Source organism: Vibrio sp. Isolate22 (genome assembly GCF_022398115.1).
Lineage (GTDB): Bacteria > Pseudomonadota > Gammaproteobacteria > Enterobacterales > Vibrionaceae > Vibrio.
The window spans coordinates 1-23,711 of sequence record NZ_JAKEUW010000016.1 but is presented as its reverse complement, the minus strand read 5'-3'; the positions used below and the strand labels follow the sequence as shown (position 1 = coordinate 23,711).

The 23,711-nt window shown below is 43.0% G+C and carries 21 protein-coding genes and 3 pseudogenes; 2 read left to right on the top strand and 22 right to left on the bottom strand.

The genetic code is table 11. From position 1 onward, the window contains the following. Nucleotides 1–32 precede the first annotated feature (32 nt). The 5 genes and pseudogenes from L1D55_RS11105 to L1D55_RS11085 all read right to left on the bottom strand — a co-directional run bounded on the left by L1D55_RS11105 (nt 33) and on the right by L1D55_RS11085 (nt 4,547). Nucleotides 33–1,013, bottom strand: a complete 981-nt coding sequence (locus L1D55_RS11105) for a phosphotransferase (protein WP_239917464.1) — start codon at nt 1,011–1,013, stop codon at nt 33–35. Between the two features lie 21 nt (nt 1,014–1,034). Further along, nucleotides 1,035–1,649: a LysE family translocator gene (locus tag L1D55_RS11100; protein ID WP_239917463.1), complete on the bottom strand. Its 615-nt coding sequence runs from the start codon at nt 1,647–1,649 to the stop codon at nt 1,035–1,037. 126 nt (nt 1,650–1,775) lie between these two features. Then, the gene (locus L1D55_RS11095) at nt 1,776–2,093 is read right to left on the bottom strand and encodes a hypothetical protein (RefSeq protein ID WP_239917462.1); all 318 of its coding nucleotides are present in this window, start codon (nt 2,091–2,093) and stop codon (nt 1,776–1,778) included. A 74-nt stretch (nt 2,094–2,167) separates the two neighbouring features. Further along, a pseudogene (locus tag L1D55_RS11090) lies at nt 2,168–3,604 on the bottom strand (oligosaccharide flippase family protein). Between the two features lie 16 nt (nt 3,605–3,620). Then, nucleotides 3,621–4,547 carry a glycosyltransferase family 2 protein gene (locus L1D55_RS11085; RefSeq protein WP_239917461.1) on the bottom strand — a complete coding sequence of 309 codons (927 nt, stop codon included), beginning with the start codon at nt 4,545–4,547 and terminating at the stop codon, nt 3,621–3,623. 287 nt (nt 4,548–4,834) lie between these two features. Here L1D55_RS11085 and L1D55_RS11080 point away from each other — a divergent pair. Continuing rightward, nucleotides 4,835–5,979: pseudogene (locus tag L1D55_RS11080) on the top strand (glycosyltransferase family 4 protein). 93 nt (nt 5,980–6,072) lie between these two features. On the opposite strand, the gene L1D55_RS11075 reads toward L1D55_RS11080, so the two are convergent. The 5 genes from L1D55_RS11075 to L1D55_RS11055 all read right to left on the bottom strand — a co-directional run bounded on the left by L1D55_RS11075 (nt 6,073) and on the right by L1D55_RS11055 (nt 9,286). Next, complete coding sequence (locus L1D55_RS11075; protein ID WP_239917460.1) at nt 6,073–6,855, bottom strand: ribonuclease H family protein; 783 nt, start codon at nt 6,853–6,855, stop codon at nt 6,073–6,075. An 80-nt stretch (nt 6,856–6,935) separates the two neighbouring features. Further along, nucleotides 6,936–7,241 carry an NIPSNAP family protein gene (locus L1D55_RS11070; RefSeq protein ID WP_239917459.1) on the bottom strand — a complete coding sequence of 102 codons (306 nt, stop codon included), beginning with the start codon at nt 7,239–7,241 and terminating at the stop codon, nt 6,936–6,938. A 46-nt stretch (nt 7,242–7,287) separates the two neighbouring features. Then, on the bottom strand, nt 7,288–7,617 hold the full coding sequence (locus tag L1D55_RS11065; RefSeq protein ID WP_239917458.1) for an AzlD domain-containing protein: 330 nt from the start codon (nt 7,615–7,617) through the stop codon (nt 7,288–7,290). 2 nt (nt 7,618–7,619) lie between these two features. Next, nucleotides 7,620–8,348 carry an AzlC family ABC transporter permease gene (locus L1D55_RS11060; protein ID WP_239917457.1) on the bottom strand — a complete coding sequence of 243 codons (729 nt, stop codon included), beginning with the start codon at nt 8,346–8,348 and terminating at the stop codon, nt 7,620–7,622. A gap of 104 nt (nt 8,349–8,452) precedes the next feature. Next, entirely contained in the window at nt 8,453–9,286 is an 834-nt protein-coding gene (locus L1D55_RS11055) for an AraC family transcriptional regulator (RefSeq protein WP_239917456.1), read from the bottom strand. A 248-nt stretch (nt 9,287–9,534) separates the two neighbouring features. Between L1D55_RS11055 and L1D55_RS11050 the strand changes: the two genes are divergently transcribed. Next, entirely contained in the window at nt 9,535–9,873 is a 339-nt protein-coding gene (locus tag L1D55_RS11050) for a hypothetical protein (protein WP_239917455.1), read from the top strand. 67 nt (nt 9,874–9,940) lie between these two features. Here the strand turns inward: L1D55_RS11050 and L1D55_RS11045 are convergent, their stop codons facing one another. The 12 genes and pseudogenes from L1D55_RS11045 to L1D55_RS10990 all read right to left on the bottom strand — a co-directional run. Next, nucleotides 9,941–11,359: a DUF4832 domain-containing protein gene (locus L1D55_RS11045; RefSeq protein WP_239917454.1), complete on the bottom strand. Its 1,419-nt coding sequence runs from the start codon at nt 11,357–11,359 to the stop codon at nt 9,941–9,943. A 38-nt stretch (nt 11,360–11,397) separates the two neighbouring features. Further along, nucleotides 11,398–11,826, bottom strand: a complete 429-nt coding sequence (locus L1D55_RS11040; protein ID WP_239917453.1) for a hypothetical protein — start codon at nt 11,824–11,826, stop codon at nt 11,398–11,400. Further along, the gene (locus tag L1D55_RS11035) at nt 11,819–12,925 is read right to left on the bottom strand and encodes a glycosyltransferase family 4 protein (RefSeq protein WP_239917452.1); all 1,107 of its coding nucleotides are present in this window, start codon (nt 12,923–12,925) and stop codon (nt 11,819–11,821) included. Before L1D55_RS11035 ends, L1D55_RS11040 begins: the two co-directional genes overlap by 8 nt. Beyond that, nucleotides 12,922–14,133 carry a glycosyltransferase family 4 protein gene (locus L1D55_RS11030; protein WP_239917451.1) on the bottom strand — a complete coding sequence of 404 codons (1,212 nt, stop codon included), beginning with the start codon at nt 14,131–14,133 and terminating at the stop codon, nt 12,922–12,924. The genes L1D55_RS11035 and L1D55_RS11030 overlap by 4 nt, the downstream gene beginning before the upstream one ends. Further along, nucleotides 14,130–15,128, bottom strand: coding sequence for a glycosyltransferase family 2 protein (locus L1D55_RS11025; RefSeq protein ID WP_239917450.1), 999 nt, complete (start codon nt 15,126–15,128; stop codon nt 14,130–14,132). Before L1D55_RS11025 ends, L1D55_RS11030 begins: the two co-directional genes overlap by 4 nt. Next, the gene (locus tag L1D55_RS11020; RefSeq protein WP_239917449.1) at nt 15,125–16,501 is read right to left on the bottom strand and encodes a capsular biosynthesis protein; all 1,377 of its coding nucleotides are present in this window, start codon (nt 16,499–16,501) and stop codon (nt 15,125–15,127) included. Before L1D55_RS11020 ends, L1D55_RS11025 begins: the two co-directional genes overlap by 4 nt. Beyond that, a complete protein-coding gene (locus L1D55_RS11015) occupies nt 16,498–17,709 on the bottom strand; it encodes an oligosaccharide flippase family protein (protein WP_239917448.1) in 1,212 nt (403 codons plus the stop codon). Before L1D55_RS11015 ends, L1D55_RS11020 begins: the two co-directional genes overlap by 4 nt. Further along, entirely contained in the window at nt 17,709–19,928 is a 2,220-nt protein-coding gene (locus L1D55_RS11010) for an exopolysaccharide transport family protein (protein WP_239917447.1), read from the bottom strand. The genes L1D55_RS11015 and L1D55_RS11010 overlap by 1 nt, the downstream gene beginning before the upstream one ends. A gap of 13 nt (nt 19,929–19,941) precedes the next feature. Continuing rightward, on the bottom strand, nt 19,942–20,544 hold the full coding sequence (locus L1D55_RS11005; RefSeq protein ID WP_239917559.1) for a polysaccharide biosynthesis/export family protein: 603 nt from the start codon (nt 20,542–20,544) through the stop codon (nt 19,942–19,944). 11 nt (nt 20,545–20,555) lie between these two features. Then, entirely contained in the window at nt 20,556–21,860 is a 1,305-nt protein-coding gene (locus tag L1D55_RS11000; RefSeq protein WP_239917446.1) for an outer membrane beta-barrel protein, read from the bottom strand. Next, a complete protein-coding gene (locus L1D55_RS10995) occupies nt 21,844–23,259 on the bottom strand; it encodes an undecaprenyl-phosphate glucose phosphotransferase (protein ID WP_239917445.1) in 1,416 nt (471 codons plus the stop codon). The genes L1D55_RS11000 and L1D55_RS10995 overlap by 17 nt, the downstream gene beginning before the upstream one ends. A gap of 257 nt (nt 23,260–23,516) precedes the next feature. Then, nucleotides 23,517–23,711 (bottom strand): annotated as a pseudogene (locus L1D55_RS10990) (IS5/IS1182 family transposase); the annotation flags it as partial.

Sequence of the window (23,711 nt, the reverse complement as noted above, 5' to 3'; positions counted from 1 at the left end):
GATCCCTGAGAATACAATGAAACACCTTACCGTTATCGCTTATTTACCAAGCGCGACTCTATCAATAACCATTGCTGAGCAAAAGGCAAAAAGTTCTTATGAGGTATGAATTTACGTGCGGCTAAGTTCTGTTTTAAATACACCTCTTCCAACGCCCAAATATGGTGGTCAGCAAAAATGCCCCAAGCACAGACTCCATCACAAATGCTCGTTTTTGAAAGTTCATTAATGGACAAGTAACCGCTCACAAATTCGACCGACTTCTTCACATCCATGTCAAACATGTACATGCAAGCCCGGGCTATTTCGTAGGCAGGTGGCATGTATTGAACTAAGTCCCAATCGATAATACCACTCACCTTAGAATGATTATCAAAGAAGAGATTATAGTGATGAAAGTCGCCGTGAATCAGTACTCGCTCAGTTTTGGTCTTATAAGAGTGAACACTTTGATCACTTGCTAAAAAACAACGTTGCTGCATAGACCTTCGTCGCGCCCAGGCATCCTCCACGTTTTGCTCCCCTTTTGCTTCGATAGCAGCAATGATCTTATCAAGACGCTGTAGCCATTGCTCTCTATCCCATGACAGTTGGATAACTGGAAACATCTCGTTTTGCATTCCATTTCTAGGGTAGAGACTCAACTGACGATGAAGCTTTGCAAGGGTAATACCGGCTTCGAATGCATGCTTGTCTGTCAAAGCATGCTTCTCAATCAAGGAACCATGAGCCTCTGGAAACAACGCATAGTATTCACCATTGACCTCAACAAAACTTTGGCCATGTGAAGTGAGGCAGGGCGAAACAACAGTGGGTACTTTTTGAGATAAAAAGAACAGCAGTTTATGCTCATTAATTATACGGCTGACATCATGAGCCCTGTACTTCCTCAAAAAGAAAGCTGGTGTGGATTCAACCTTATACACTGAATTGTTTGCTCCAAGAGTAACTTCAGTTAACGACATATGGGGTTTAGTTTCTAGCCAATGAGAAAGGATATCTGTGCTTACCATATTGCTTTCAGCCCTAATTCGTTACTGACGACTCACCAACAGATTAGCACCGGATAGAGCAAGAAAAACCGAGCACGCTTTGTTGAAACGCTTAGCCATTTGCGGCTTGGAGAACCAGTTTCTGAGGTATAAACCAAAGGCAGCGTAGATAGAAATCGCGAGTAGCTCTAACACTAGGAATGTGCCACCTAGAATGAAGAACTGTGTGTTTACATTGGCTGAAACATCAACGAATTGAGGCAAAAATGCGGTAAAGATAAGTATCGCTTTGGGGTTACCAGCTGCAAGGGCGAACTCTTGTTTAACTAGACCAAACCAGTTTTTATTGCGCTCGATGTCCGCGACAGGGCTGGCTTGTGAACGCCATAAGTTGAACGCAATCCAAAGCAAATACATGGCACCAAACAACTTGATAAGAAAGAACAAGGTCTCAGAAGTGTAAAGCACCACGGCCAAGCCAGACGCCGCCAACGCAATCATTCCTGAGAAAGCAACAATTCTACCTAACCCTGCTATAAATGCGGCTTTAAAGCCATAGCAACGGGCATTATTCATCGACAAAAGATTGTTTGGGCCAGGCGTCATGTTCAGCGCAAAGCACGCTGGAATAAACGGCAGCAACTTCCATATTTCCATTGGGGTGTCCTAGTCGTCATGTATTACGTAATTGAATCATAAAATGCGATAGAAACTTTTATAACAGTATTTTATGTACTTTGTAATAGGACAAAAAAGCATCTCTCGGTATATATAACCTCTCAGCTAGTTCTCAAAGAATTTTTCATATTCTGGAGTCGATAGGTTTTCAGCAACGCCCATTTCACCCAAGAAGTAGATTGCGCTGGTTATCGTATCTATCGTTGGGTTCGATTCGCGTTCAGGAAAATCCCCCGCAGAAGAAACTAATTGTGGTTCGGATATTGAACTACAGACAAGGCTGCTACAAACGCTGTGTTGCGTTTCCAAAGGTGGGAGCTCTGGGGCATCAAAATGGTGAGACAATAAGTCTTGGCTGACAAGCTCAGCAGAAGCATACGATAGAGTTGAGCAAAACGCTGAAAGTACAATCCACTTATTCATATATCTTTCCATAGTTAGCATTCATTGAATTTATAGATACTATCTAACTCAGCCAATAATGAACAGTGTTTTATTTAGTTTGCGTGCGAATGCTTTCCCGGTGTGAGCTTATCAAGTAGAGCCTGGGGGATAACGATCACCGAGTATTTCACAAAGGCCACCAGCGTGATTAAACCAACAGCAGTACCCAGAATAAAGTCATGTACATCAACCAAACCAACCCCAAAAGTTGATCACTAACTATCGCCACTAATGCGATACCGACTGCCATGACCCACTTGCTATGCTCGTAAGGCAGCGGTTCCATCATTTGGCTTACAATATACAAAAGCATGAGTCGCACAATATAAGTGACGCAAAGAACAGTGATAACACCCCACACTCCATAAATAGGCGCTACCGCAAAATAGCCTATGGCAGCCAATACCGCACAACTACTTTGTATCCACATCTGTGATTGACTTGAATCTCCACTGAAACACCCTAAGTTGAGGTAGTCTCCCGCACTTTTAATAACCGCAATCGCTATCAGTGCGACCACAATAACCCCAGCCTGATGATAGCTGCTTGGTAAAATAAGAGAAATGAAGCCCGGAACAGTTAAGATCATCAAGCCCCCTAACACTATGGCTAAGTTAACTCCGACTAAGGCTCTGTCTGCACACATTTTGCTGCCGCCGGGTTGCTGAAGCATGGCGACTCGGTTTGGAAACCACCAAAAGCGCGTAAGGTTGCAGCAGCAAGCCTAGAATTAGCGCAAACTTACCACTAACCGCATAAACGGCTAACTCCTCAACCCCAACAAAACTTGCCATCACCCAGCGATCTAGCCCGGTGATCATGTAAATAGAGGCACCGCCAACCAAGGTTGGTAACCCAAATTTCAAGATCTTTGCTGAATATTGAAAACAACCTAAGCTGCCCATCTGTTGCCATTGATAGCTAACGAGACACAGCATCAATAGCACACTGGAAGCAGCAGCAGAAATCAGCACGCCATCAATGCCATAACCCGCTTCAAGCAGTACAAACGTCATAATCGCCTGAACACTGGCTTTCAATACGTTGAGTTGGCAAAAACGCTTTGCCATTGCGTTCATGCGCATCAAAGTAAGCGGGATGGATATTGCCCCGTCGAGCATCGTAGGAATGAGTAGAAGAACGATCTGATAAGGTTTGAATTCAACAGGCAACGTCAGCAGCAGCAGAGGCATGCTGAGCGCAATAAGCACGCCACCAAGTAAACACACCACTAAGCTGAGCGTGAAGCAGTTAGATATCAGCTTTCGCTTTTCATCGCCTTCCGCGACGCCAACGTAACGATACATCGATTCAACAATACCAAAGCTGAATAAGATCGTACCGATGTCAGCCAGTAAGACAATCGCTTCTAATGATCCATATTCTGCCAAGGTCATTTTATGAGTAATGTAGGGGATCATCACCAACGAGATCCCTTTCATCATCAGTATGCCAATAGCGTAATAGGCTGACTGTTTTAATGAACCCATACGAGTCACCGATTCCTTACCATGCAGGCTTTAGGAAACTCTTACAGTCACCTATCAAATGTCGCAATGTACGTTTTTGAGGAGCCATCACCAAAGAGCGGAAACTGTAGACAATAGCCTGTCTATTCTGTTGTAAGCCTCGATAATAGTCTGCATAGCCCTCTAATATTCTGGCCTTTGCAACTTTAAAGCTAGACTGAGATAAATTCCATCGCTGGCTGTTGTTTTGATAACGCTGAAGAATGGTCTCTATAGAAGCTAGGTTTCTGAGCTTGAGGTCTTCAGTTTGAGTCACAGATGTTGCTCTCATTAAGTAACCCACCTCAACAGAGTTCAACACACCAATCTGATGGTTTTCGCTCATTCGAAGCCACAACTCCCAATCTTCACCATACTTGATGTCTGCATTAAAGCTATCGGTTTGCGAAAACACATCGGCTTTCACCATGACGGTTGACGTACCAATCACATTGTTTTCAATGATGAACTCTAGTGGGTTGTCGATGTTGATGAACTGCTCTTCTCGATTTTGAAATTGCGACCAATAGCTGAAGCAATCAACGATGACTTCATAGTCTTCTGTTAGGTGCTCGTAGTTAGTGAAACTCATTGCCATTTCAGGGTATTGTTGGTGGAACTCGAGTTGGCGCTCAATTTTTTCAGGGAACCAAAAATCATCTGCGTCTAAAAAGGCGATAAACTCCCCTGTTGCTTTCTCTATACCCAGGTTTCTTGCTTGTGGTGCCCCCACTCCCAAGGTTGATAACTTAACGATCCGGTGATCTTGAATCGACGCGAGATAAGTCGACGTTCCATCATTGCTATTATCATCGATAATGATCAATTCGATATCTTGATGGGTCTGCTTAAGCACGCTACCAATGGCCTTTGGTAGATAGTCCAAACAGTTGTAGGTAGGGATAACAACACTTACTTTAGCCATAATGACGCTCTCACATTTGTACGTTGTACAGCTTGTACTGCATGTTCTATGCCGTATTCCATGACCTACTGGATCGCTTTCATATCAGCCACCTATGTGCCCTTTTGCAAAATGACAAATAGCATTGAAGCATGCTCAATTCGAAATTGATTTCCATTTTGAGAAAAACAGGGTTAACCGTCGCATAAGATCAAGAAAAGCATCAAAAAGCCTCTCCCAAAAGCGCTTTAATCTTGGTTCGCATCTTGCTTAGTTAGCTTTAGTGACCTTCGTCAAGGGAGAGAAAAATGAAGAAAGTAGCGTTCGTTGCGCCGACATACCCGGTACTTAGCGAAACTTTTATCCAAACGGAAGTGGAATCCGTGAAAGCTTGTGGACACGACGTCTGCGTAATGACATTCAAAATTGAAAGCAGTGAAAAATCGTTCGACTACGACATTGTTAAAATCGGGCAAGATGTTCGTATGGGCAAAATAACCCACATTAATTGGTTAGGATTTGTCAAAGCACTGTCATTTGTCTCAAGACAAAACAGCATGCCCAAGAAGTCTCTTTTCGGGTATGGGTTTAAGCTAGCTTTACAACTGGCAGAAAAAGACATTGACCACGTACATGCGCACTTCTGCCAACACACTACTGCACATGCCATTGTCGCCGCCAAGCTACTTAACATTACCTGCTCGTTTGTCGCTCATGGACATGATGTTTACGAGTTTGCTTATGACATTGAACACAAAATATCTTCAAGTGATTTCGTGATTGCTGTGTGCAAAGACATGCTTAACGACTTCAACAACATGGCGAAAGGGAACATTAAATTGTTGCACTGTGGTGTGAACACCAAGCAGTTTAAGCTACAACCTAAAAACGACACCAAGCTCCTACGCCTAATCTTTCTCGGTCGACTGGTTGAACAAAAAGGCGTTCATCACTTGATCGATGCACTAGCTCCCATTGCACAACCGCTCAATATTCATTTAGATATCATCGGAACTGGCGACTTAGAATCTCAACTCAAGATGCAAGTAGAGCATCAGGAACTTACCCGAAACGTGACTTTCCATGGTGCACAAACCCATGAGTGGGTGAAGAAAAACTTACCAAACTACGATGGCTTAGTGGCGCCTTTCTGCTTTTCAGAAACAGGCTGTGTCGATACCGGCCCCTTAGTTCTGAAAGAAGCGATGGCCGTTGGCGTTCCCGTTATCACCACAAACATCATGGGTTGCAAAGAGATTGTCACTCCAGAGACTGGCTTTTAGTGAATGAGAAAAGTGTTGATGAGTTACGAGAAACTATTGAGCGTTTTGCTCAACTAAGCAGTGACGAAAGAGCAGAAATGGGGACGAAAGCCAGAGCACGAGTTGAGACTAAGTTTAATTCTCTCAAGCAAGCCCAGCAGTTGTCTAACTGGATAGAGAACCCCGCTTAGGGCCGTGTCGAGTAGAATAGAAAATAAAACAAAGCGTTACATTGCTCAAAGCGGTAACGCTCTAGATAGTTCGTACTCTCACGAGCGTGCTTGTTAACCCGCGCGCAATGCTAAGATCTCTGTAAGATCGTCCGTTTCGGTATAACGGCTCAAACCTTGCTCTTTCGAAGAGATCGCCACAATAGACATTCGGTCAGCAAGCTCATTGCCCTCAATACCGACGTGACCGTTCACATGGTAGATAGTGATTTGAGAAGCGATCTCTTGATAAAGTGCGTAAGCGGCTTTAATGATATCGAGGTTTTTTATCTCACCACCAGATTTAGTCCAGCCCTTTTTCTCCCAGCCTGATGCCCACTTAGTAATGCAGTCTATCGAATATTTTGAGTCGCTATAAATCGCCACAGACAGCCCAGCTTTCAGCTTCTCTTGCGCGAGCATAAAGGCCTGTTCTAAACCTTGTAGCTCAGCAGTATTATTAGTCCCCATCGGTTGGTACAAGCCATACCATAGTTCAGTGAGATCATTCTTTAAATAAACCGCTAAACCCGTTCCCGCTTCGCCTGGGTTAGGCTCACAGGCACCATCAGTAAAGATTTTAATATCAAATGGCATGTCAGTAATTTGCTGCTGAGAAAGAGGTGGAGTCTTTGACTTGTTTGCACCACTGGACTTCGGAAATGCAGACTTAGAACCTGAGGTAGACTTAGTCGCAAAAGACGAGCTACCACCAAAGGCTGATTCAGCTTCTCCCAGTGTTGGAAACGATTTATATCTCGCGCCCGCAAAACCATCGACTTGCGCTTTACACTCATTCCAAGTGGTAAAGATACCTGGTTTACGACCTTTCCAAACCACATAATATTTCTTAGCCAAATTAACTCCTTACCAAACCTAACGACACAAACTGTGAATCAATACATTAGAAGTCACCGAGCCACGTGTTGCAAGGTCAATCACTCAAAAACGGGTCGAAAGAAGCTGCGCTCATAACTCACAATACAATCAACTTCATCCGCATATTCAAAGGCTCGAATACACTCCGGGTCTTTCAAAGATAAGGTTCGATAATCTTCATAAGCCGCTAAGCTATCAAATGAAAACAGTGCCATCGCAATATTGTTCGCGCCTTCAGATGGTAGGAAATAGCCATTGTGCTGACCGCCAAATTTAGCCACCAAGGGAATCCACATTTTTGCGTAGGTCTCAAACTCATTAATCTTCATAGGATCAATTACATATCGAACATAACAAGTAATCATATACCGCCCTCAAATATTGAATAACACACCAAATTTAGATTAGCCATCAAGAGAATAAGAAATCCATCGCTACAAGGTTGTAGAACAAAAACACCGCCATACTGACACCAATGGTTAGCAGCACGTTGCCTGTTTTCCATATCAGCAAACCTGTCACAAGCGCCCCGATTAAATACGGGTTTTGAAAACTTGGCCAAAATGTCTGCTCTGGAGCAAACACAATCGGCCCCCAAATCGCAGTCAGTACTGCCGGACTTGAGTAGCGCAATAGACGTCGCGCAGTTTGGTTAAGTCGAAGCGGAATCGCTGGCTCAAGAAATAAGTATCGGCTAAAAAACACAATCGCTGTCATCAGTAATATCGTTAACCAAATCATCTCTATTTCCCCTCCACGATTGTCTTGTTACCGTTGGTTCGCTCTTGGAACGATTCGCTGAAAAAGCCCGCTAACATGCCAGCGATCGCTGCAATCATTAGTCCACCCTCAATATTGTTAACCGACATGGTAACCGAAGTGACCAGTGAAACCACCACACACACAACAACAGGCAATGTTCGGATTAAAGGAAAAACCAACGCGATAAACGTCGCGGCTACCGCGAAATCGAGACCGATTTCATTGAGTGACGGGATTTGGCTTCCAGCGACAATGCCGACGAAACTCGCGATGTTCCAAACTAGATAAAAACCGCCGCCCACACCCGCTGCGTACCAACGATTAAACTCTTGCTGAGACTGCCCACTACAAATCGCAAACAGCTCGTCGGTGAGCCAAAAACCAAGTAATAGACGCCAACGTGCTGGAAGGTGACTGATTTTGTCGCGCATCGATACGCTATACAGAAAGTGCCTTGAGGTGATGAACAGTGTGGTCAGCAACATAGTGCCAAGGCCAATGCCCGCTTTGAACATACCTGCGGCGACCAGTTGCGCCGAGCCTGCAAATAGAATCGCTGACATTGCTTGTGCTTGCAGTTGATTCAATCCAGCATCAATCGCGTATGAGCCAGCTAAAATTCCCCACGGTATCACGGCAATACTCAGAGGCATTCCCGCTAAAACGCCCTTCCACAGCTGTGTTCGCCTATCCATCTTTTGATTATCCATATTATTCTTTTCTCTCTTCACATTGGCTATTCAATGTAAAAACACGTGAGTGGATTCGATTGTACAAACTTGCTCGATTAAGCGACCGTATTTTTCGCCTACGCTCAAAGCATCTTAATGTATTGCCCCGGTGTGTAGCCATTGGCCTTTTTAAAGTGTCGGTGAAAATGGCTTTGGTCGTGAAAACCACACTCTTGGGCAGTATCTGAAATGGTATGCCCTTGCTTCAACAGTTTGCGAGACAGCCTCAAACGAGACTGTATCTGATAAGCATGAGGAGGAAGGCCAAACTCTTTCTGAAATGATCGAACTAAATGAAATGGACTTAAGGCCGCCAATTTAGATAACTCTTCCAAAGAGACATCGGCCTGCGGAAAATCATCTAAAAACTCTTTTACCAGAACAAGTTGGCGCTGAGTTTTACTATCCAACTGAGGTTTAAGGCTCGACTTGCCATGTCGACTAATCAACTTAACCAACATCCCATACATCAAGGTTTCACGGAGCAGTCGATTATCCGATTCATCAATCGCATTAAACACCAGCCTCAATTGATTGGCGAGTTCAGGGTCTTCAACGACCGCCCTAGGGAAATAAGGGGCGCCATAATTAGGAAGGTTTAGTTCTTGAATAATTTTGGCCAGTTGCTCTGGGAGCGGATACATCGCACGATAAGCCCAACCGCCTTCCGTTGCCGAATGACCGCTATGTACCTCATCAGCATTGACCAGAATAATGGCGTCTTGGGGAGCGATATGATGACCACCCGTGCGATAGAAACGTTGAGCGCCCTGCTCTATAACCCCAAGCGTGTACCCCTCATGGCTATGACGTGAGAAGTTTTGCTTTTCGTATTCAGCATTAAGGATTTCAATGCCGCCCAGTTCCTCAGCGACTTTATATTCGGCCTTTTCTTTAGAACGTTTCTTGTTCTCCATAACAATTCCCAAGCCTGTTAATTATCGAACGACTTATCAGTCTACTCTATAGGCTCTTTTAGCTTTTGTACAAAATTGCGCTTTTGGTCGGTAATACTGTTTTTAGCTTTAGATTCAAAGCTCGGGATAATGCTTTCTAATTGCGAGCGAGGTCGTGCTACGCTGGTACTTGGCGAAAAATTGACAAATGACTGTCTGAATCATGCCAATAATTCTCACCAACCATAGGCTACCCTTCGAGAGATATAATGAAAAAAACCGTAGCACTTCTGTTCTTCTTAAGCCTAACAGGCTGCACTCATAACCAGTCGAAAGCGTTAAGCATGAACTCTTCGGCAGTTAATTCATACCCGCAGTCGATGTCGAACCTACAACTGTGCGACACCTTGTATTACGGAAGGCCGAGCAATCAAACACTGGCCGCTATTGGCAGCGAGTTTAATCGTAGAGGTCTATCAAAGCGTTGGTGTGATACCGAAACCAATAAGCTTTATTTAACCAAGACGATTGATTGGGTTACAGAACAAGTTGAAGGCAAAGAAGATTCAGAGGAAGAAGCGTCGGCAGTTGTGTTGCCTGCGAATTAGATTGAGTAATCAGGGCTAACCAGACCATCTTATCTAGCATGCATTAGAAGAGTAATGACAATTGTCATTACTCTTCAATGATCACTTCACTTAGCCGATACCAACCATCAGGCTGTTTCCCTATATTTGCCAAATTCAAAGGTTTACTGTCACGACTTTCACTCACTGCTATTTCGATATAATAATGACCGACATTTAGATCTGTCGGCAATGAGAAGTTCGCAATAGATTTATAATCCCCAGGGAGCCAAGCTTCGCTACTTGTACTATCTTTTGCAAACGAAACCACCTGACCGTTGCTGTTTACTAATCGATAATACGCATAATAAGGTTGGTATGTTGGTGCCACTCCATCGTTAAAAATATGAGCTTCCAGAGAGAGGTTTTTCCCCATCGACAGGTAAGCTGAATGACGAATCGTATCGACTCGAAAGCGATATCCAATTTTTAGCAACGCATTATCTAACAAATCACGGTACTGTTCGGGAATTGGCTTCGATTTCAAGTTTAGGCTACTCGCATGCTGATTAATCGCCCAGTCTAATGAGGCAGCCACTTGAGCTCTTGTGTAATGTTGTGTGGCTAGCCAACCATGCATGTCACCACAGACTTCAAAACTAACCGGCTGGTGCTGCCAAGCCGTATCAAATATTGGTGTTTGCGAGTTTGCTTGTTGAATTCGATACGGGTAGTCATCATTCATATGACTCCAAGTAGGGCCAAAATTATGCCAATCGCCCCAGCAATCGGCACGCCAGCCAGCACCTTTTTCTATTGCGTATGCGAAAGAATCCCCCCCGTTGATAAGCATTAATTTTGCAGTATTTGGGAATGCTAAAAAGTGCAGATCAACGAACTTATTTAACTGATTTTCTGAATACTTACTAAATAGTGGTTCAAGCTCTGGAAAGTTGCTGTTATGCCATTCTCCCCAAGAGCCCACCATACCAATGTCAATCTGAGCAAGTCGCGAGTCATTATCGTAACGCCGCCCAAAAGCACTAAGTAATTTTTCTACGTAATATAAATAAGTTTGGTCATCCAGATCGGCCACGAAGGTTTTGCCGTTTTCAACCCACTGCCCTGAGATACCCTTATCTATAAGCCACTGCGGGATCTTTGTGCCTGAGGATGGTTCATCAAGTGTCATAAAACGCAAAGCTACTCGCTTTGATTGTTCTGCGTTCTGCTCAAGCAAGTCATCAATAAGAGAAAAGTTGTACTCCCCCTCGCTTGGCTCAAGCTCACTCCAGTAATACCGGTAGTATCCCATTCCTGAGGCCGGATATTGATCAAGAGTTAATACTGTACCCCACCCGTCATGAAAAGTTTCAACCCCCATACCTGGATTGGAGACAGGAGTATCGAGTGCCACGATGGATGTCACTTTATCCCTTACTTCGTCAGCATAGGCGTATGAAGTAACAAGGCCCACTAACGATAATAGATATAACCATGAGCACAGCCAATTAATGACATTTTTCATTTGTTTATTTCCTATCACTATTCACTCCAGTTCAACTCTTATAGCGATTGAAACCAGTCCCATATCCCTAGTGAAAAGTTCTCGAACAGATCGATACCCAGTGCAGACTTTAACAAATACAATGCCAGTAGAGCGAGCATCCCCCCCGCAAGGACAAAGGTAGTTAGCAATACCGTTGTAGCATAGACTAACCATTTAGACTCACCTTGACGCTCTGCTGTACGACGATCACGCCCACTCAACAGCACGACATAGTAGCGCTTGCCAAACCAAGGAAAGCTTTTACGGATATCAACGGAATGTTTTGCGACTAAGCCAACTTGATTAACTGCTTTTTCAATAGCTTGCCTTTGTTCTTCACTCAAGCTTTGTTGCGTTTCTTGCTGTAAAACTCGGTAAAATTGAGTCACTGCCCGGCTCTTATTAGGCTCATCCGTATCATTGTTTTTATTAAGACGATTAGTCACGCTTGCTTCCCAACATGTTATTGTAAACATCCACCGTTTGATCAGCGATTTTATGCCAGTCATATCGTTCTAAAAAGTGCTGATAGTCTTGTAGAGGCATCACACTCCTTTTCTTTATTGCCTGTGATAATTCATCTATATTTTTGACTGGGTAATAGCAATCAGATTCAAGTCCAACCTCACTGTTTGGCGCAATATCGCTAACCACCACTGGTAAGGAATATGACATCGCTTCTAGCAGTGCAATAGGCAGCCCTTCATGATAAGAAGGCATTACGAATAACTTAGCTTGAGAAAATACAACTTGTAGTTCCTCCCCTTTGAGAAAACCGGTCAGTATCACGCCTGGGGTGTCTTTCGCTGCTTGTTTTAATGAGCGACTGTATTCACTTTCATGATCGGAATCTCCGATCAGTACGAGCGGCATATCAAGCTTGGGTTTTGCGTAGGCTTGAAGAAGATCATGGAAGCCTTTTTCTTCAACAAAACGTCCTACCGCGACAATATATCCTCGCGCACTTAACTGGTAGCGCTCTAATATAGATGATACGACATCAACAGGCAGAGACTTAGGCGGGTTAACTCCATTATAAATAAGATGTGCATCATCTCTTTGATAAGACTGCTTAATAAGGTCATTAATCACCTCTGATATGACAATGACTTCATTGGCATATTTAACGGCAAAACGCTCACCGAGCTTCAAAACAATCTTTGCTAGCTTCCCCCATTTCTCACGCTGATAATCTGGACCATGATGGGTGAATACCACTTTCTTTCCAATCAAACGCAACAGTGGCACGACTAACCCAGGGCCGATCGCATGAACATGCACCACATTCGAGCCATCCGTTAAGGTAGAAAATGCCGCAATAGTCGAGTGAACGATAGCTTCTAACGATGTCTTTTTCGGAGCCCACAGTGCTTTGGCCGCGACCCCCTTATAACTCCTCGTTTTATAAGCGACATAAGGAGAACGAGCGATAACCTCTACCTCAAATCCTTGCTTAACAATAAGAGGGTAAAGGTGCTGACAGTGAGTTTCGACTCCTCCTAATACATCAGGAATACCACGCGTCCCTAGTACTGTTACTTTCATGATTGCTCACCCAATAAATTTTGATACAAATCGACCAACTGCTGATGATGTGCTCTCAATGAATAGCGCGACTCTAAGCGTTGTCTTGCTTGTTCACCATAGTACTTTGTAAGCTCTGGCCGTATCGCAAACTCATCCATCACATTGGCAAGATCATGGGCATTACCCGCTTCAAATAAACGCCCCTCTTTTCCATCTCGAACTTGCTCAGGGATACCTCCAATATTTGCGCCGATAATAGGCTTCCCGTACGACATAGCTTCAAGCACTGACATAGAACAGTTTTCATAGCATTCCGAAGGGACAATAACTGCACTAGCTTGTTTTATGAGTAAATGTAAATCCTGCCCCGTTTTAAAACCTAGCCACTCGACCTTACTCTGTTTCCCTGATAGGGAGTCTGCAAGTGGTCCTGTACCGGCTATTTTTAATGGTATCGATTGGTTAGACAACTCGTAAGCCGCTACCATTGTCGCCACGCCTTTTTCCTGACTCAACCGCCCTAAATATAAAAAATATCGATGATCTGCCACATCTTGCTGATCAACGTTCTCGTCAATGCCATTCACTATGACCTCAATTCTATTATTAGGGAGCTTACGACGAATGATATTAGCTAAAAACTGACTAGGTGAAACTATCACATCCAGTGATTGATAGTTCTGAGCAAGCGATTGATACAACGCCTCCACAACAAGCAAGCCACTTTTAAACCATGATCCTTGTTGGCAACGATATCTTAAAGCGTTAAAAACACTTCCTTGTAAACACGCTTCACAGGTGTGTCCATCACGATACATGGTATAACTAGGACAGGCTATTTTAGTATCATGAGCGGTGAGCACCGTTTTACATCCGGCTTGCTTAGCAACCTTGATAATTGAGGGAGTTAGCTGGTGATAAATGTTGTGAAAGTGAACGATATCGGGTTGCTCAGTAGTAATCAACTCAGAAAGCTTTTCACACGCTTCTGCGTTATGCACAAACCGCATTGCCGTTTTCAACGCGCTGAGTAAAGTAGCATTAGCGTGATAATCCACATTATCGACGAAACTAGCACTATAATCAGATACCAAGTTGTCATTGTGAGCCATTGAAAAGTCGATAACCGAAAACCCTAGATCCATCAACATTTCTCTTTCTTGAAAAAAGACCGTTTCAGCGCCCCCCTTTAAGAAAAAAAACTTATTCACCACCAATACTTTCATGACACATCTCGCTCTAACACTTTATGTGACGGTGGTTGGTTTGGGTCTTTAATGGGCAAAAACAAACCATTTACCAATCCGGTTGAAAATACGGTCAAATTAATAATGCTCTGCGCACCGTCCTTTATTGAGCGGTTTTTCAACGCTTTAGCAGCAAAGAAAAGCATCAATGGCAACAGGCTAATAGTCAACAACGAAACATTACCCACCAGCAAGGCCAAAATTAACCAAGCAAGATAGCAAGCAAAGATCAACTCATTACGCACCACACTCACAGCTTTTCGAAAGTACGCTTTACCAAACGCGCTCTTTAGCAATTCGCCTGACGCAAACAAATAACCACGATTCCATCGGTAGCGCAGTAACGTTAACGTCGGCATATCATAAGAAGTATGATGGAAAAACGGGGTATCCAAACGATGCAATTTGTAACCAGCATGTTCGAGTCTCATACCAAGCTCGGCCTCTTCATAGGCATGCAATGTGCGATGTGTAAGATAACCTATATCATTGATTGCACTCGCCCGATACAGCCCTCCCCCGGCTAAATGACTACAATCACCAGTAGGGTATATTTTGTGATGCCTTTGTTGGCGAGATTTAAATTCGTAGCTATTCGCTTCATCCATTTCAACCGTCCCCGCCACCGCGGCGTAAGTCGGCTCTTTTTCCAGAAATGCTATCGCCGCATCAATGAACCCGTCTTGTAAACGCATATCACCATCCAATAACAATAGATAGTCACCAGTGCTGTATAAATAGCCAAGTTGATGGCCTACGCCGCAGCAACGATCATTAGCGTTGATTAACGTCACGACTTTAGCGCCATTCTCTAACGCAATTTTTTGCGTATCATCATCAGATAAGCTATCGGCAACAATGACATCATATTGATAATTCTTTAGCTGACTTTGAACGCTTTTAATCGTCGCAGCAATACCACCTTGTTCATTGAGTGTTTTTATAATCACGGTGATTCTAGGTAAAGAACTCATAACCTTGCCCCCGATTGAATAACAGTCTTGCGTATGATTAGACTTCCGCCAAGTGAAAAATAGAAAAGGAACTGCAACATAGGCACCAACATTAAAATTTGGCTGTAAGGTAAGCTTAATAAACCTGCAAAACTAAATGCAATAAACGCAGGTTGCCAAGAGAGCAATTGAATGTCTTGCATCGATAACTGCTCACGTTTTAGCACTTCCTTGGGCATTGACACCTTTAGCGCCAATAAAATTGGACATAAAAATAGGACTAATCCAACGACACCAAATTCCCACAACATCATGCTTAGTGACGTAGAATCTAGAAGGACATTAAATATTTGATTCAAGAAACCTGGAGCTACCGAACTACCGTGGTTGGTTGCATTTAACCCATAACCAAACCACACGTTAGACCATCCATAAAGCTGACTATTATCCAACCAGAAAAATAGCGTGGTCATCCGCCCTAATTCTCCCGTTGGTAAGATGTAATTTGAGTCATATATATACTCTAAAGAATCCCAAAACACCTTTAAAGCACTGTGGTCAGGGTCGGTATCAAAAGCGCTTGCGTAAGAGGCAGCAAGGACAACTATTGCCAATAAAACTAATAATCCCATTGTACAAACCATAAGAAGCACTTTCTTAATATCCTTTTGCCTAACGCCGTAAACATAACTAGGACACAGCCAAACAAAAATTAAAAGTATAGGAGCAAGCAAAATGACGAACTTAACTTCACCAAGAACGCACAAAATAAACGCGGCAACAATATGCAGTATCATGTTAAGCCGACTAACTACACCATGCCTAAATTCAGACAATTTAAGGAGCATTACAAGTAAACAGAATAACCCTAATGCTGCCGTGTTTCCCCCGCCCATAGGGTCACCACCGAAAGTCCCTACCACAGAGTCCCACTTTTCAAATTCACCTTTCAAAGCGACACGTTGCGGGACAACAACTAAAATCTGATACAAGATAACTGGGAATTGTAGATAGAAAATCCAATATAGCATCTGCACCACGCGGTAAAGCTGCGACTCTCGGATAAACCCCAATAGTAAGCATAAAAAAATAAGCGACAATGCAAGTTCGTTCTTCCAACCTACAATGGTCACCGTCAGCCCATTTTGTAGAACTGTCGACGCTAAGATCAACGTATAGGCCCCCACCAACAACAATGTGAGTACTGTTTCTATATTATCTAACTTAGCCTCCTCGTAATTGGTTTGTATCAATAACAACAAAACCATCGCAAAGGCAGCAACAAATGGCAGCCAAAGCACTGCGCCGACACCAGTCAGATACTGTACTAGCCCACAAGCAACTAACGTTACAAACGTGTATACCTGCAAAAACAGACCATTATTTATCTTCAAGTAACCTCCATCGTTCGACGAAGTCGCACAGCCGTTTTATTCACTTCAAAATAAATAAACAGGTATCGAATAGAAGACAGTAGGGCGAAGGCAATAACCGAGTATGCATAATCACTTATAAAAAATGGCAGCGCACCAAAAGCCAATACCACCACCATAAGTTGCTCAAGCTGAATGCGAAGGAAATACTTTGGAGATCCATAAACCAACTCAAGAACGGTCAATGGGCACACCGCTAGCGCCATAAACAAATACGGTAGCATATAGCGAGAAGTTGGCACTGAAGCGACCCATTCAGCGCTAAACCCTAATTGCATCACTATGGGGTAGAAAATGAAAACTCCAAGCACCGCCGAAGTCCCCATAGCAAAGAGTAACCGCCGCACCTTGGAAAATTCAGCGTAATTAAACTGATTGCGTCTAAAGTCGACAGACCAAGTGGAAAAAATAGAGTTTCTTACAGCGTTACCAATGATAACAATAGGCGCTAAGCAAAATCGGCTAACTACGGCGTAATAACCGGCTACAACAGGACTGAACCACACGTTAATAAGGATAACGGGTAAATTATTATTCACCATCGCCAAAATCTCAGCGCTCCCAACTTTGACAATATGATGTTTGTGCTTACGGAAAAACAGTGACAAGGATGAAAGCGAAAATTGCTGTAGATTCATCACATTTCTTGGTAGAGAGTAACCAATACATAGCAACATACACACTAGCAACGATGCTCCCCAAGCCCAATAGAATGCACTCAAGTCTTCACTGACAACAATTAGTAACAACACTAACATCGAAATCGATGTTCGCTGTAAAGCTAGTGACTTCATTTTTTGATCTCTCAGCAGTAGATTCTCAGAGATCAAAACCCATGCATGTGCCAACGTTAACATCAGAATTTGAAGAATGGGACGGTCAAAGAAACATGCAATGCCCATAGAATAAATGACCGACGCACAAACACTAAATAACAAGCAAAAAGAGACATTTTGCCCTAGCTCGTTACTCTGTTGTTTTGGCAATAGCAGCTGTGATGCAAACGTACAAACTTGTGCTCCGATTAAGGCAATACTGTACGTTAACGCGTATGAGCCGACTTCCGACATCCCGTACCAATGCGAAATCAACCATATCGAACCAGCCCCAATTAACTGAGACAATATCGATGATGTCGCAATAGTGGAAATGCTTTTAAGCAAGCTCACTAAGAGCCCTCTATATTGAGTAAATCCATACTACCTTGAGCAATAAAACGCAGAGACTCTTCACCCACAACTCGGTCATCACTCACTTGATTGAGTACTCCAAAAGCTGGCTGGTCCAACAACGGCGACAACTTATTTAGTTGATGCTTGATTTCATTCGCCGTATGTTGTTCAGATTTGACCACAACAATCAGGCTATCCAAAAAGCGCAATAGGAGCTGTGCATCCTTACTATCATTCAGAGCTGGAAGCTTAATGATTACAGATTCAAAACGCTGACAAAGTGCCAGCAATGCAGATTCACATTCTGGACGAGCAAAAAAAGTTAATGGTGATTCAGCCAGGGTGCCAGGGGCGATATAAGACAACCCCTGTGATATTGGCATAATGACTTGCTCAATATCGAATTGTAGTGCTTCTTGTAATGATGAAGATTTGTTTTCATCACCTATTTGTATCGAACTCAATTGGCTAAACACCAAATGACTAAACCCAGCAATTTCCTCCTGCTCGTTTAACTTAGCGGTACTGCGGTGACTGTCCGCAATAATATCTCTTGTAAATTCGCCTTCTCCACGATAATCCAAATCAAGCAGTAAGGTTGGTTTCACTTCACTGACTGCGGCAGCTAATAACAACGCCGTCGTCGTTGTCCCTTCTTGTCGGTATGACGATACGACACCAACACATTGGCTGCTGGGGCAAGCTAAAGATAATGCGGTATAAGCGCCATTACCGATCTCGTTCGCATATTGGTTGGAAAAAATTTGCTTACCTAACGTCCATGTCGGCATCGGTTCACTAATGAATGTGGGCATATCCGTCAGTGGAATCAACCCAAGCTTTGTCTCCAACTGTGCGAGAGTTGTTATTGTTTGTTTGGTGGCAGCCCGAATAATGACAATCAGAGCGCTAATTATCATTGTCATTATACTTACCATCACGACTAACAATGGTTTATTAGGTTTCGCTGGGCGCTCACTGACCACCGCAGGGTCATAAATTCGTGCGTCTTGCTCTCTATATGTTGTGTTAAGAGCATGCTCAGTTGTACGCAGATAAAGCTGTTCATATAGCGATTGTTTTTGAGTAAGGTCGGCCATCAAAGCGTCATAATGCTCACGCTTGTCTGCAAGTGTAAAAAAGTCCTTTTTATGCAAGGCTAATAGCGCTTTATAGTGGTTCTCTTTGATAAGTTCTGCTTGATATTTTTGCTGAAGCCCTAGTTTTAATTCATCAAGCAGCTGCACGGTTTGTTTATGAATAACCTCTATTTCAGCATTGGCTTCAAGAACTTTAATGTGTTTTGGTCCATATCGTCGATTAAGATCAGACAGTTTCCTTTTTGCTTGTATAAGCGCAATTCTAAGATCTTGTAGCTGAGGATGTGAAGAAAAATCAGGCAACGAGGTGAGATTCGCCGAGTCACCTTTCATGTATTTGTTCACTAATTCATAATTGGCTTGCGCAGTCAGGCGCCGCTCCTTTGCATCCGCCAACTTATTGGTAACAATCCCGAGTTCTTCTGTTTCAAATCCATCAATACCGCGAAAAGTCAGTAACCCTTCGCTTTGTAAAAACGCGTCTATTTCTTGTTTTTGCTGGCGAATTTGCTTTTTGAGCACACCAAGCTGTTGCTGATTCCACTGCTTAGCTTGTTGGGTCTTCGCTATTTTTTGCTCCACCGTATAGTCAATAAAAGCTTGAGCTACCCCATTTGCTATCATTGAGGCTTGTTGTGCGTTCGCGGATTCATACGACACATAAACTAATTGAGTTAAGCGTACTGAAGTAAATGTTAGATGCCGTTTCAACTCTTTAACAGCATGATCAATGCGTAACTCTCTAGACAATGTCCAATCGCCATTATCAGTTAGCATTGCCCCGTTAAATTGTTCATTTTGTTGCAACTCTAGCTCTTCAACGGCTTTGACCAACACCACTCTAGATTGCATAAGGTTAAATTGAGTTTCATAGTACTGTGAGCGAGCAGAGTCATAATCTTCTATCTGGTCAATCGGGGAGGCATTATCCGGCTGCGCCTTAATCAACACTGTCGCCGTCGAGACGTATTTAGCCGTCATCGACCAAATCACCGGCAGACTTAACCCTGTTACTACCACTGTAATCAGCAATAACTTAAGCCCATGACTTTTCAGCGCGCCCAGAAGCGGTGCAAAGTTGACGTTACTTTCTAAAGGTTTACCACGTTCTACCATTAATTTTATCACCTTAGAAAAAGCTCTTCTCAACAATAACAACATCGCCAGGATAGACTGAGTGTGTCATGTCGACTTTCTTTATCAATTCTTTTTGCCCTGATGGGCGAATGTTAATATCACTTCTATCGGCTCTATCGGTGAAACCACCGGCCATAGCAATCGCTTGTTCAACCGTAAGTTGCGGTTCATATTCATAACCATTTGGACTTTCAACTTCTCCAAGAAGGTAAAATTTCCGGAATTCTTCCATAGTGACGGTTACCATTGGCGAGCGAATAAAACCAGCTTTCAAACGAGTTTCAATGTCGTGCTCTATCGAATCTGTCGTTTGTCCCGAGAGCTGTACTCGACCTATATAGGGGAAATTAATATCACCACGCTTGCCTATCTTTAGCGACATCGACATTTCTTTCTCCCCATACACCCAGATTCGTATCGCGTCTCCTGGTCCCAAAAGGTACTCTCGGGCCTCACTGTTAGCCGACTGATGGCTATTTTCAAGAGTATTGGAAGTAGTGCCTTCCACTTCTTTTTCAGGTGCTGTCGTGTTTGCGGTTGCGGCAAAACTGATACAGCTCATCAACACACAGTAACCTAATAGCAGTAGCTTTATTTTTTTCATCTCTAGATCTGTACCTTTAGTGTCAATCCAATTGTGTTTTTGTCATAGCCTAGCTGACGACTCACCGGGGATTGGGAGTTATCTCCGATGAAAAACACCACTTCATCCTCGTTCGAACGTTTACGGGCGAACTGATAGTTCAACTCAAGCCGAATCGAAGGTCGAAAATCATACCCTAACGTGACCGACGCAACGTCTAGATCATCCTTTCTATCATTCTTTTCTACCCGATAGTCATCGACTTCTCTTCCATAATCAACCGTAGTACTTAACCGCTCGACCCACCAATGATGTTTCCACGATATACCGACCTTAGTGTTAAGAACATAACCACCTTCTTCCGTTTGGTCTTTGACTCTGCGCCAACCATATAAAGACCACTTCGAATGCTTGAGTGGTTGCCAGTTAATATTAGCGTCCCAATTTAAACCGCTGAACGATTGTGCCTCGCTGTTATTCGGAAAACGCTTGTACAACCATGCTAAATCAGTCTCTATTATCAGTTTTCCCGTTCGTTGGGACTTCAAACCGACGAGCGCATAATGTTCGCTCGAATCCTTAGCCGAATTTGCTTCATAGCTTCTTAGATTACTAATTAGACTGTATCGAAAGCGGGTCCGCGATGAATACTGGTCGAACAATTCAGCAGTTATAGTATTTTCTTTCCATTCCTGCTCTTTTATATAATGGTAGAAGTCACTGGATGCGCTTTGTATTTCGTCCAACTCATCAAACGTTATATCTTTAACCTGCCAAGCAAAGTCTAATTTTCCCCGCCCCTCAGGCGCTCCATAGCTATATCGTATCTCACTATTTAGGAACCGGTTTTGTAACGGTGTATTCACCCCAAAAGATGCAAACTGAGTAGGATTGAAACCTTCCGTTAGTTCTGTACCCCTTTCCTCATGCCCCCAATCTTGCTGGATAAACCAATCAAGACCTTGCTTAAGCCCAAACCTCAACGAAGATTGAAACATTAAAAAATGGTCAGTGTAATCATCATCACTTGCACTGGCATAGCGTGAATAATCACCAGAGTAAACCAGCACATATCGGTCTTCTCCACGCTCGCCTACTGCACGTAAATACGGTGTTAATTTGGTATAAGTTGAGTCTATTTCATTCATCGATTCAACTTGGTATGTCACATTGGAATCCTGACCATACTCAACGCCGACCTGTGACTGAACATCAATACCCGCGACTGAGATATGCGACTTGGGAGTAAGCTCGGCATGACAAACTTGGCTAACCAAACCAAGAGAAAACACAACATTGATACTTAATAGGCTAGTACGCCTTTTCACTAACAAACCCTTTGAAAACTGTTAGAAACACTATTTTAATGTCCAACCAAAGCGACCAATTCTGTAAATAAACGATGTCATACTGAACCCGCTTACTCATTTTATCGACGGTTTCGGTCTCTCCACGATAACCATTAATTTGCGCCCAGCCTGTGATGCCGGGCTTTATTTTATGCCTAATCATGTAGTTGGATACAATCTTTCGGTACTGCTCATTATGCGCAACCGCATGAGGTCTAGGTCCGACTATAGACATTGACCCTTGTAACACATTGAAAAATTGTGGAAGCTCATCTAATGACGTTCTACGAATAAACGCACCAAACTTGGTCACCCTTGGATCTGATTGTGTTGCCTGTTTAAAGTCTTCTCCATTCTCCATCACATTCATAGAACGAAATTTCCACACCTTTATCTTTTTGCCACCTAGACCATAACGATCTTGTTTGAACAAAACAGGGCCTTTGGAGCTTAATTTGACTCCACCAGCCACCACACAAAGAACGGGAGAAATAAGCAATAATATGAGGCTTGCTAAAACAATATCTTCTATTCGCTTGATCACTCCGCCTATCCCATCGAATGGAGTACCAAAGATACTTAACGTTTGTACGTTACCAACAGACTTGAATTGAGAGGCCGAGAGATTGTAGCTGTATAGATCGGGGACTATAAAAGTATCAACGGTAGTATCAGACAAAAGTTCCAGACATTGAATAATTCGCTCTTTTGCGACCATAGGTAAGGCAATGTAAACCTCATCAATCTGGTTGTGTTGTGCTTGTTCAACCAAAGTATCTACCGTTCCAATATAAGGAGATTTAATCATGTACCCAAACCGCTCTTCCTTACGGTCGTCATACAATTCAATCTCTATGTCTTGGCTCCTGTAATAAATCAGTAATTGCTTTTCCAAAGCAATCGCTGCAGGTGATAGTCCGACAATCGCTATTCTCTTTACCTTTTTGTACTTTTTAAAACACGATCGATAGATCGCAAACGCAATAACTCGAATCAAAATGGTTGACAACATAGCGCTTGCAAACCAAATATAATACAAACCATTGTGAAAATGACTTAATTGACTTCCGACTAAGTCCTCTACATTATATTTAACGATCTCCATTGCGATCAGAGTAAAGAAGGCTGTCGCAACAATTCGAACAATAGAAGAATCCAGGCGTCGACGAACGTGAACACGATATAAATGGCAATACTCGCCGAATAACAGAAAGAATGTCGCGACAACAAACGCCGCTGCCACATCAATTGCGGTTTCATCAACAAATACGGTATTGATAACAACTGCCAAAGACAGATTTATTAGTAAAAAGTCTGTTGCTTTAAATAATGGTGCATAGCCGTCTTCTGCAATTTTCAGAGCTTGTTTTGTATTCATAAACGAAAAAGACACCTCGAGACATATCGTTAACTGTATTCATTTGATATTAGCTAATTTCTCTCCAGTTTATGTGGTCTAAACATAAATCTACGAGTTGCTCGTATGGAATTATAGTAAACACGCTACAGTCTAATTAAAGATCCATGATGTTCATATTTAACGTCTATCAAACTCTCTCTCAGTAAAGGGTACACTATGCAGGCTTTGTTGCGTAATTAAATTTAGATATAGAGCCAACCCGTTTCGCGTATTTCTTAGTCAATACGACAAGTTTTAGGCATACCTAACCTAGTAAGCTTGTTCAACGCTTTTATCATTGCGTAAGTTTCACCCACCTGGGCATTGTAATTTCTTAAGCTCAGTTTCCCTCCTAGCAACTGTTTAACTCGATACATCGCTGTTTCTGAGAGTGAACGCTTGTGGTATCCATACCGCTCTTTCCAATACTT